This window comes from Limnospira platensis NIES-39 (assembly GCF_026000695.1).
GTDB classification, from domain to species: Bacteria; Cyanobacteriota; Cyanobacteriia; order Cyanobacteriales; family Microcoleaceae; genus Limnospira; species Limnospira platensis.
In genome coordinates this window covers 2,204,113-2,215,999 of sequence record NZ_AP026945.1, presented here as the reverse complement: position 1 = coordinate 2,215,999, position 11,887 = coordinate 2,204,113, and the positions used below count along the sequence as shown (strand labels likewise).

Annotated in this window: 7 protein-coding genes; 6 read left to right on the top strand and 1 reads right to left on the bottom strand. The window is 45.2% G+C overall.

Annotated elements, in window-relative coordinates; translation table 11 throughout:
• Nucleotides 1–405 precede the first annotated feature (405 nt).
• The 4 genes from cimA to N39L_RS10855 all read left to right on the top strand — a co-directional run bounded on the left by cimA (nt 406) and on the right by N39L_RS10855 (nt 8,381).
• On the top strand, nt 406–2,031 hold the full coding sequence (cimA, locus tag N39L_RS10870; RefSeq protein WP_014275217.1) for a citramalate synthase: 1,626 nt from the start codon (nt 406–408) through the stop codon (nt 2,029–2,031).
• 165 nt (nt 2,032–2,196) lie between these two features.
• Nucleotides 2,197–3,930 (top strand): biosynthetic-type acetolactate synthase large subunit, encoded by a 1,734-nt coding sequence (gene ilvB / locus N39L_RS10865; protein ID WP_006619812.1) that lies wholly within the window; start codon nt 2,197–2,199, stop codon nt 3,928–3,930.
• Nucleotides 3,931–4,334: 404 nt separating this feature from the next.
• Nucleotides 4,335–6,422, top strand: coding sequence for an elongation factor G (locus N39L_RS10860; protein ID WP_006619813.1), 2,088 nt, complete (start codon nt 4,335–4,337; stop codon nt 6,420–6,422).
• 159 nt (nt 6,423–6,581) lie between these two features.
• Nucleotides 6,582–8,381, top strand: a complete 1,800-nt coding sequence (locus tag N39L_RS10855) for an SLC13 family permease (RefSeq protein WP_006619814.1) — start codon at nt 6,582–6,584, stop codon at nt 8,379–8,381.
• A gap of 99 nt (nt 8,382–8,480) precedes the next feature.
• On the opposite strand, the gene N39L_RS10850 is transcribed toward N39L_RS10855, so the two are convergent.
• Complete coding sequence (locus tag N39L_RS10850; protein WP_035736858.1) at nt 8,481–8,708, bottom strand: YlcI/YnfO family protein; 228 nt, start codon at nt 8,706–8,708, stop codon at nt 8,481–8,483.
• Nucleotides 8,709–9,084: 376 nt separating this feature from the next.
• Between N39L_RS10850 and rpaB the strand changes: the two genes are divergently transcribed.
• Nucleotides 9,085–9,846 carry a response regulator transcription factor RpaB gene (rpaB, locus tag N39L_RS10845; protein ID WP_006619815.1) on the top strand — a complete coding sequence of 254 codons (762 nt, stop codon included), beginning with the start codon at nt 9,085–9,087 and terminating at the stop codon, nt 9,844–9,846.
• A gap of 133 nt (nt 9,847–9,979) precedes the next feature.
• Nucleotides 9,980–11,848, top strand: coding sequence for a glycoside hydrolase family 9 protein (locus tag N39L_RS10840; RefSeq protein ID WP_043468203.1), 1,869 nt, complete (start codon nt 9,980–9,982; stop codon nt 11,846–11,848).
• The last annotated feature ends 39 nt before the right edge of the window (nt 11,849–11,887 follow it).

Sequence of the window (11,887 nt, the reverse complement as noted above, 5' to 3'; positions counted from 1 at the left end):
CGTCAGGAGATAATTGTCCGGTGAGAATTGAGAGAGCCGGGTTATGACGCACCCTACGGAAAGACTAACCGGGTTAGTTAGTGGTGCGTCAGGAGATAATTGTCCGGTGAGAATTGAGAGAGCCGGGTTATGACGCACCCTACGGAAAGTGGTGCGTCAGGAGATAATTGTCCGGTGAGAATTGAGAGAGCCGGGTTCTGACGCACCCTACGGAAAGGTTATTGGTTACGAGGAGGAGGGGGACAGTCCAGGGACTGACGGGGTGATCATCAAATGTGAAAATAAGATTAGATATTAGACCAATGGGATAAATTGGGGACATACTAGAGAGCGGGGGGAAAGAGCGATCGCATGAAATACCACCGCATGGTTGAAAACAGCACCAACTACCAAAGACAGACCACTATGAGTAAGCAACTTTGGATTTATGATACAACCCTACGAGACGGAGCCCAGCGCGAAGGACTCTCTCTCTCCCTAGAAGATAAACTCCATATAGCGCGGAAACTAGACCAACTAGGTATTCCGTTTATTGAAGGGGGTTGGCCCGGCGCTAACCCGAAAGATGTACAATTATTTTGGCGACTGACGGAAGAACCCCTCAGCCAAGCGGAAATAGTGGCTTTTTGTTCGACCCGTCGCCCCCATACCACCGCAGCAGAAGATCCTAGCCTCAAACCGATTTTATCAGCCGGAACCATCTGGATTACCACCTTTGGCAAATCTTGGGATCTCCATGTTACCGAAAGCCTGAAAACCAGCCTAGAGGAAAACCTGGCAATGATCCAGGATACAATCGAGTTTTTCCGCAGCCAAGGGAGGCGGGTAATTTATGATGCTGAACATTGGTTTGATGGCTATAAAAACAACCCAGAATATGCCCTAGAAACGCTAAAAGCGGCTGTAGCAGGGGGGGCTGAGTGGTTAGTGCTATGTGATACTAATGGTGGTACACTGCCCCACGAGGTAACTGCGATCGCCAAAACCGTAGTTACAGCCCTAGCCAATTGGGGTGAAACCTCCGTACAGGTAGGCATTCACACCCACAACGACTCAGGAACCGCCGTTGCTAATGCTTTAGCAGCAGTCATGGAAGGTGCTACCATGATTCAAGGGACCATTAACGGTTATGGGGAACGGTGCGGCAATGCCGATTTGTGTACTTTGATACCTAATTTACAGTTAAAATTAGGCTATTCTTGCATCGCCAATGAACATTTAAGTAAACTGTCGGAGTCTAGTAGATTTATTAGTGAGGTGGTTAATCTAGCCCCAGATGACCATGCCCCGTTTGTGGGCTTATCGGCTTTTGCCCATAAGGGGGGGATTCATGTTTCCGCAGTGGAACGCAACCCGTTAACCTACGAACATATCGCCCCGGAAGAGGTGGGAAATAAACGGCGAATCGTGATTTCTGACCAGTCGGGATTAAGTAATGTTTTGGCGAAAGCGCGAAACTATGGTATTAACTTAGAACGGGATAATCCAACCAGTCGGCAACTTTTGCAACAGTTGAAAGAATTGGAAAATCAGGGTTATCAATTTGAGGCGGCGGAGGCGAGTTTTGAGTTATTGATGCGGTCAGCTTTGGGGACTCGGAAACAGTGGTTTGAAATTCGCGGTTTTCAAGTGCATTGTGACAAGTCGAGTCTGGCTACCTGTAACTCCCTAGCTACGGTGAAGGTAATTGTAAGCGATCGCGAACTTTTAGAAGTAGCCGAAGGTAACGGACCTGTCTCGGCCTTAGATGCAGCCTTGCGGAAAGCCCTGCAAAATTTCTACCCAGAAATAGCCGAATTTCAACTGCGCGATTATAAAGTGCGGATTTTGGATGGTAAAGCGGGAACTTCTGCCAAAACTCGTGTATTGGTAGAATCTAGCAATGGTCATCAGCGTTGGACTACCGTAGGAGTCTCTACTAATATCCTAGACGCATCCTATCAAGCGGTCGTAGAAGGTTTAGAATATGGCTTAATGTTGCAACAGCAAACCCCATCCAATTCAGTTATATTAGCCGAATCCTCACTGTAAAATAGACAGTGATAATCCCCTAGGGATGCGATGATTGCCATAGCATAAAATGGCAATAATAGCAAGAGTATTAAGCAGAAATTGTCACAAATATAAAAAATTGATGACAATTTCTCAGGTAATCCCAACCATAATTTATCCTAGGCATCAGAGATGGAGAATGTTATGCAGGACCAAAAACAAGCCGTAAAAAGAGTAACAGGAGCCTTTGCCCTGATTGATAGCCTGCGCCGCCACGGTGTGCAGCATATTTTTGGCTATCCAGGAGGTTCAAATTTACCCATTTACGACGAGATATATAGAGCCGAACAAGCCGGGGAAATCAAACATTATCTGGTGCGCCACGAACAAGGAGCGGCTCACGCTGCCGATGGATATGCCCGGAGTACCGGAAAGGTGGGGGTATGTCTAGCCACCTCTGGACCGGGAGCCACTAATTTAGTTACAGGTCTAGCCACGGCTTATCTGGATTCTGTCCCGGTGGTAGCCATTACTGGACAAGTACCTCGCAGCGCCTTGGGGACAGATGCTTTTCAGGAAATTGATATTTTTGGGATTACCCTACCCATTGTTAAACATTCCTATCTAGTCCGCGAACCTTCGGAATTACCGAGAATTGTGGCTGAGGCATTTCACCTAGCCAGTAGTGGCAGACCGGGACCTGTGTTAATTGACATTCCCAAAGATGTGGGTAATGCTCAAATTGATTATATTCCGGTAGAGCCAGGGTCAGTGCGACGGGTGGGATATCGTCCCACGGTGCGGGGAAATCCTCGACAAATTAATCAGGCTTTACAGTTGATTTCTCAAGCTACTAAACCCCTCCTATATGTGGGGGGAGGTGCAATTATGGCGGGGGCTCATGCTGAAATAGCCGAATTGTCGGAACGCTTCCAAATACCAGTTACTAGCACTTTGATGGGAAAAGGTGCTTTTGATGAAAATCACCCCCTATCTCTGGGAATGTTGGGAATGCACGGAACCGCCTATGCTAATTTTGCGGTGAGTGAATGTGATTTGCTGATCGCGGTGGGGGTTCGCTTTGATGACCGGGTGGCGGGAACCGGAGATAAATTCGCCCATAGCGCTAAGGTGATTCATATTGATATTGACCCGGCGGAAGTGGGCAAAAATCGCACGACTGATGTTCCTATTGTGGGAGATGTGCGACAGGTTTTGGGGGATATGCTACAACGTAGCTATCAGTTGGGAACGGAAATTAAGCCGGAACAAACCCAGGAATGGCACTCGCGCCTTCAGCAATTGTATAACCAATACCCCCTGACTATTCCTCACCCGGAAAATGGTCTCTCTCCCCAAGAGGTGATTGTGGAACTTAGCCATCAATGTCCTGATGCTTTCTATACTACTGATGTGGGTCAGCATCAAATGTGGGCGGCGCAATTCGTGAAAAATGGCCCCCGACGTTGGATGACTAGCGGCGGTTTAGGGACTATGGGTTACGGTTTACCTGCTGCTGTGGGGGTTAAGGTGGCTCATCCTGATGATACGGTTATCTGTATTAGCGGTGATGGTAGTTTCCAAATGAATATGCAAGAATTGGGAACTATTGCTCAGTATGGTATTGGGGTTAAGGTGATTATTCTCAATAATGGCTGGTTGGGAATGGTGCGCCAGTGGCAACATATGTTTTATAATGATCGCTATGAGGCTACTAACCTCGAAGATGGAACCCCAGAATTTGCCCGGTTGGCTGATGTTTATGGCATTGAGGCTATGACTGTCCGCCTACGGTCCGATTTGCCAAAGGCGATCGCTAAAGCCCTGTCTCACAACGGTCCGATGATCCTAGATGTTCGGGTTACCCGTGATGAGGACTGTTACCCGATGGTAGCCCCCGGTCACGATAACAGCGATATGATGGGTTTATCGAGTTAGTTGCTCTTAACCCTCACCCCCCTTCACCCCCCTAGTGCTGTCCTCCGCGTCAGCATGGGGGGGTGTTGTGTCTGAGAGCAAATATTAAATTAACCTTAAAAAACGCCATATTGATTTACAAAAATTCGCAAAAATTAATAATGTTTTGTTTGATTAACTAGGTGTAAAATTGGTGACAAAATATCCTAAATTAAAAGGTAGTTCACTCTCAATCCCTAACCGGAAGTATCTATCCTAATATTAACCGGAGACTAAGGGAAACTGAGAGCAGCGAAGTCCCACGGTATCCCGGTTGTGAATTGTTGAAAAAATCGGAATTTTCCGAGAAAGGATTTCTCGGTCAAAAAATCACAATTGCCACCGTGTTATAATCATTGATTTATCCGGTTTCAGGAGAGCGTCCTATGACAAGTAATGTTGCATCAGAAAACCGTAATGTCGCCATTGTCGGCCCCTATTTGAGTGGTAAAACGGCTTTGCTAGAAAGTCTGCTGTTTGCCACAGGAACAATTACCCGTAAAGGTACGGCTAAAGAAGGCAACCGTATCGGAGATGGCGTAGCTGAGGCTCGCGATCGCAATATGAGTGTAGAAATCAATGCCGCTTATACTCAATATGGCGGCATTAACTTTACCTTCCTCGACTGTCCAGGTTCGGTAGAATTTGCCCAAGAAACCTATAACGGCCTCATGGGTGCGGGATTAGCAATAGTGGTTTGTGAACCGGAACCCAGTCGCATTCTCACCCTATCGCCCCTATTCAAATTTTTGGATGATTGGGAAATTCCCCATATTGTGTTCATTAATAAAATGGATCGGGCTTTCTCTGATGAAGAAGGCTGCAACCTCAACTTTTTAGAGTTATTAAATGCCCTGAAAACTGTATCGAGTCGCCCCATAGTTCCCCAAGAATATCCGATCGCCAAAGGTTCAGAATTAATTGGTTTTATCGATTTAGTTACAGAACAAGCCTATAACTACCATCCCGGTGCGGCATCAGATCCAGTTCCCATGCCCGAAGAACTTAAAGAGTTGGAACACGCCGCCCGCCAGGAGATGTTAGAACAATTATCTAACTTTGATGATCACTTGTTGGAAGAACTTCTTGAAGAAATTGAACCCCCCACCGAGGAAATTGTCAAAGACCTAAAAATGGAATTGGGGGCGGATTTGATTGTTCCGGTATTTTTCGGAGCGGCTGAATTAGAATATGGAGTGCGATCGCTTCTTGATGCCCTAGTCCGAGAAGCCCCAGAACCCAGCTTAACGGCCGAACGTCGGGGACTCAAAGGAACAAGTGATATCCCGATCGCCCAAGTCCTGAAAACCTTTTACACCCCCCAAGGTGGTAAACTCTCCCTAGTGCGAGTCTGGCAGGGAGAACTTACCGAAGGCATTGTTCTTAATGGTGTACGCGCGGCTGGAATGTACCGTTTGCTGGGACAACAAACCCAGGGCGTGCAACTTGCCAAAACTGGGGAAATTGTCGCCTTGGCGCGTATGGAGGGCATCAAAACCGGTGATACTTTGACCACTCAACCCGATCGCCTCAAAGCACCCTTACCTACAGCCCAGGTATTGCCACCAGTATTGGCATTTGCGATCGCCCCTGAAAATCGCAAAGATGAAGTAAAACTCAGCGCCGCCCTCACCAAAATGATCGAGGAAGATCCCTCTCTAACTTGGGAACAAAACACCGACACTCACCAGGTTATCCTCTGGGGACAGGGAGAAATTCACCTGAAAGTAACCCTTGATCGCCTACGCCGCAAGTACAACTTTCCCATAGTGACCTCGCCGCCTCAAATTCCCTATAAAGAAACCATCCGTTCTAATACCAACTCCCACGGGCGCTACAAACACCAAAGCGGCGGACATGGACAATTTGGTGATGTTTATTTAGATATTACCCCCTTACCTCGTGGTGAAGGTTTTAACTTTAATGAAACCATTGTCGGCGGCGCGGTGCCAAAACAATATATTCCCGGTGTGGAAATGGGCGTGCGAGAATACCTCCAACAAGGTCCCCTAGGTTTCCCCGTCGTTGATGTTTCTGTCACCCTGACCAATGGTTCCTATCACTCTGTGGATAGTTCCGAACAGGCTTTTAAACAAGCCGCCAGGCTGGCTATGCAAACGGGTATGGCTAAATGTAACCCCACTTTGCTCGAACCTATTGTTACGGTGGAGGTATGCGCCCCAAATGAGTTTACCTCTCAACTGTTCCAATTGATTACTACTCGCCGTGGTCAAATTTTGGGTTATGAACCTGTGGCTGACTGGAAAGGTTGGGATCAGGTGTCGGCTTATTTACCACAGGTGGAAATGCAGGATCTCATTGTGGAATTGCGATCGCTAACTATGGGGGTCGGTTACTTTAACTGGAAGTTTGACCATTTACAGGAAGTCCCCGAACAACTAGCCCAAAGGGTATTAGCCACTGTTGCTGATAATAGCAATGGCGGCGGCGGAAATAGCAAATCCAAAAGCTAACTCGTTTTAACCCTCAGACTTGAATTCAAAGGACGATCAGCTGATCGTCCTTTTTAGCAGGTCTGGGGTCACTAACTCCCCTATACCTGACACCCATTCTGATTGGCTGTATGATCAAACGTTACCTTTGTGATCAGCCACTTTAGCATATCCTTACCCATGGAAGTTTTTCTTACTCTGTCTATAGTTGTTCTCGCCCTGATTAGTTTTATAGTCGAATGGCTACCTGTAGATTTAACAGCGATCGCCGTTACAGTTTTATTAATGTTCCTGGGTTTAGTCACTCCCGAACAGGGAATTTCTGGTTTTGGCAATTCAGCCACCATTACCGTTATGGCTATGTTTATCCTCAGCGCCGGAATTACCCGCACTGGAGTCATTCAAATTATACGCGATCGGCTAATTAAATGGGGTGGAAAGCGCATCAATCAACAGCTTTTTGTCATGGGTAGCTTAGTCGGACCCATTTCCGCCTTTATTAATAATACAGCAGTCATCGCTATTTTTCTACCCATCATCGAAGATTGGTGTAAACAGCAAAAAACCTCCCCCTCCCAATTTCTCATTCCTCTTTCTTACGCTTCAATTCTCGGAGGAATGATTACAGTAATTGGCACATCAACTAATATTCTCGCTGGCGGAATATCTGAACAATTAGGTTATGGAAACTTTCATATTTTCCAGTTTACAAGCGTGGGACTATTAACCTTTTTAATTGGGTTATTATACATTTCCTTAATTGCCCCCAAGCTCCTACCCAAACGAGAATCACGCATCAATAGTGCCATGGAAAACAGCTATGATTTGCAGGAATATCTCAGTGAAGTAGTCGTCACTAATACATCCAGTTTAGTCGGACAAACCCTCCGGGAAAGTGAAATTCAACGCAAATTTGACCTAGACGTATTAGAGTTAGTTCGCAACAAAATTCACCTCCCCCAACCCGTAGCCGATAAAGTCTTAAAATCCGGAGATATTCTGATTATTCGTAGCACCCGTGAAGATTTACTCAAAATTAAAAACGAAAGAGGTTTAGATCTTTTACCTGATGTCAAATTTAGGGAACAATCCCTAGAAACAGTCCTGAGTTCTGGAGAAGAAAAAATCGCCGAAGTCTTGATTTTATCCAACTCCCGTTTAATTGGTACTACCCTCAAAGATTTACGCTTTAGACAGCGGTATAATGTCACCGTATTAGCCATCCGTCGCGGTGCCGAATTAGTCCAAGGACGCTTAGGAAAAATCAAACTCAGATTTGGTGACTTATTATTAGTCCAAGGTCCAAAAGAAAGTTTTATTGGTTTACAAACTACTAGGGAACTTTTAGTCTTAGAACAGCGCGACATCGACAACTTACGCACCGAGAAAGCCGGAATAGCCATTGGCATTACTTTAGGCGTAATTGCACTAGCAGCCTTCAAAATAGTTCCCATTTTAGTTAGTGCTTTAGCCGGAGTGATTTTGATGGTCGCCACTGGATGTCTAAAACCCGGTGAAATGTATGGTGCTGTTCGTTGGGATGTAATTTTTCTATTAGCCGGATTAATTCCCCTAGGAATTGCTATGGAAAATTCCGGCGCAACTGAATGGCTGGCTAATAATTTAGTGTCTGTCGGCGGTCATCTTTCCGGGTATTGGGTGTTAACATTTTTCTTTATCATCACAGTTTTATTAACAGAAGTTCTCTCAAATAATGCCACCGTAGTACTCATGATTCCCATTGCTGTCCGAGTAGCTGAAACCCTGCAATTAAATCCCTATGCCTTTATGTTTGCGGTCACTCTCGCCGCTTCCTGTAGTTTTATGACCCCCATTGGCTACCAAACTAATACCATGGTTTATAGTCCCGGAGGTTATAAATTCTCCGACTTTACACGAGTTGGCTTTCTTCTCACCCTCTTAATGACCATTGCGGTTCCCTCATTGATCACATTATTTTACGGTCTTTACCCTAACTGATAATCCCTCAAATTAGGAAACATCAAATCTCAAAATCTGGCAACTTAAAACCGCCCATAATCACCAGATTTACTCTGATTAAAATGGCTCATGGTCGGTCTAATCATCGGAATGGGACTCTTCCCCCAACTGTTCTAGTTTAAATTCTAAGGCGGATAGTCTAACTTCTAATTGATCAAGTTTTTCCTGCTGAGATGATATTCCCAGATAGGATCTCAAGGCATCAATGACCAGATCTGACTTGGATTGTCCAGTGATTTCTACCCGCGCCATGAGTGCTTCGTGTACCTCAGAAGGAATCCTGACACCTAGGAATGGATTGGGCATAGTTTCAATAAAATTGCATTTTTGACAATGAATGCCAACAGTGTGTTAATAATATCAGTCTCTTGCTACACTGCCTATCATTAACCCAACGGCGTAGTGTGGGACTTCTTTTGACATCGAGTGAAAAGAATCTTGGTCTGATCTGTTAATTTATTAACAGTAAAGCTAAGATCTCCATTCTTGTAAACGGTTTTTTGTAAAGTTTTTTTGCATAACCAAAAGTTATGTAAAGAACCTTAAACAAAAATTGATAACATTACGAAAACATATGTTATCATCAAACCCAATATCTCCTGTCCAACTGAGCCCGGGGACTGAGAGAGTCCCTAGCCAGTTTTGCTCAAAGGCCGATCGATAAAAATTACTGGGAGCAAACATGACCATAAAAGCACGGCTTGACGAACGGCGCAATCCTGAAAAAATCCTCATCGCCGATGATGAGTCTGCAATTCGGCGTATTTTGACAACCCGTCTGTCAATGGTCGGTTACAGTGTTGTCGCAGCAGCAGATGGCTTACAAGCTATTGAAATGTTCGATCGCGAAAGTCCAGACCTGGTAGTTTTGGATGTAATGATGCCAAGACTTAACGGTTACGGGGTTTGTCAAAAAATTCGAGAAATTTCTGATATTCCCATCATTATGTTAACCGCCTTGGGAGATGTAGCCGATCGCATTACCGGTTTAGAATTGGGGGCTGATGATTACCTCACTAAACCCTTTTCTCCCAAAGAATTGGAAGCCCGCATTCACGCTATCCTCCGTCGGTTCAAAGATAACGCATCTTCCCATGATCTAAGTCCCGAAGTCATCCAAGTTGATACTCTCCGCATTGACACCATTAAACGACGGGTTTACAAAGGCGATAAATTGTTGCCCCTCACATATATCGAGTTTAACTTGCTCGAACTGTTGTTTAAGCGTTCTGGTGAAGCGGTTTCTCGTTCCGAAATTCTGCAACAATTGTGGGGTTACACCCCCCGCCGCATTGCCGATATGCGCGTTGTTGATGTTCATGTGGCTCGCCTACGAGCTAAAATTGAGACTGATCAGCGTAATCCTGAGTATATTCTCACGGTTCGCGGTATTGGCTACTCTTCCCAGCGACTCGCAGCAGTGGAAGAACCAATTGGCGCATAATTAATATCAATCCTCCAAAATAAAATCGATTTGAATAAAACTTAACAAAAACCCATTCTGGTCAGAGCATAACCAGGGTGGGCTTTAATTTCGAGAAGTGATAATATCCAATTAGATTGAATTGGTAGACCCAATGTTCAGGTGGTTTCTCTCTTTCGTGCTAACTATTGCTTTGATAGTAGTCATCAGCGATGCTGACCTCCAGAGTCAGCCAAGTCTTCAAACCGATATGACACCCGGACCATATATTAAAGTTGATCAGTTTGGTTATCGTCCCCAAGATCATAAAGTCGCTGTAATTACCACTCCCGAAGTGGGTTTTAATGCCCAGGAATCCTTCTCACCAGGGACTACCTACGAGGTTCGGGATGCTAATTCTCATCAACAAGTTTATTCGGGTCAAATTCAGCTCTGGATGGATGGTAAAGTTCATTCTCAATCAGGCGATCGCGGTTGGTGGTTTGACTTTTCCCCGCTCAACAAACCAGGTTCCTATTATATCATAGATGCCGCCAATCAACAACGTTCTTTTGAATTTGAGATTAGGGATGATGTCTATAAACAGGTTCTTATCACTGCTGTCCGTACCTTTTTTTATCAGCGCAGTGGCTTTCCCAAACAACCCCCATTAGCTGACCCTAGATGGACTGATGGCGCGGCTTTTTTAGGACCCGGACAGGATACAGAGGCGCGCTATGTTTATGACAAAGATAACCCGGCTTTGGCTCGCGATATGCGTGGCGGTTGGTTTGATGCGGGAGATACTAATAAATATGTGACTTTTGCGACTCCGGTAATTCATCAACTTTTAGATGCTTACTCCCACAATCGGGAGATTTGGACTGATGATTTTAACATTCCCGAATCGGGGAATAATCTCCCAGATATCATCGATGAGATTAAGTATGAGATTGATTGGTTAAAACTGATGCAGGATGATGATGGGGGAGTGTTTATTAAACTGGGTACGATTGATCATAATAATCCAGAGATTCCTAGTCTTGATCAACGGCCCCGTTATTATGCTCCTAAATGTTCTTCTGCTAGTATATCGACGGCGGGAATGTTCGCCCATACTGCGTTAGTTTTTCGGGAATTTCCAGTTCTTAATGAGTATGCAGAAGACCTGCAAAATAGAGCGATCGCCGCTTGGGACTGGTTTCAATCTAACCCCAAACGCACTGATTGTGATTCCCAGACGATTAAATCTGGGGATGCAGATAGAAGCGAACGGGAACAAAAAGGGGGAACTGTAACGGCGGCGGTTTATTTATTACAACTCACCGGAGACACCAAATATAATCAATATATACGCGCCAATTTAACGGAAACTCAACCCTTTAAAGATGATACTTGGTCAAGGTATAGCTCCTATGAAGGGGATGCCCTATTATTGTACACTCAACTAGCCAATGGCGATGACAATATCCAACAACAAATAAGCGATCGCTTTCGGGAAATGGTGCTAAGTAATAAAGCATCCTACGGTAATTCTGACCTCGACCCATACCGTGCTTATATGAGCGACCCTCAATATCATTGGGGTAGTAACCTAGTGGAATCCAACTATGGTAATACCAACTATGATGTCTTGTTGTATGAGGTAGACCCAGACCACGCCGACAGCTATAAAATCCGAGCCTTAGACCATCTCCATTACCTGCACGGTGTCAACCCATTAAGCATGGTTTATTTAAGCAATATGTATGAATACGGAGCCGAAAAATCCGCTAACAAAATGTATCATCAGTGGTTCGGCGGGGGCATTTATGATCATGCTTTAAACTCTCCCAGTGGTCCGGCTCCTGGCTATTTAGTAGGGGGACCCAATCAATATTATACTGGCTCATCTAAACCCCCTGTTGGTGAGCCTCCCATGAAGGCATATTTTGATGAAAATGACCCCCGCAAAAAAGCCTGGGAAATTACCGAACCCGCCATTTATTATCAAAGTGGCTATATCAAACTTTTGTCTAACTTTGTCAGTTCCCCTAGCCACTAAATTCCCTCACGCCTAACCCCTCCCCATTGGTGGGAGAGG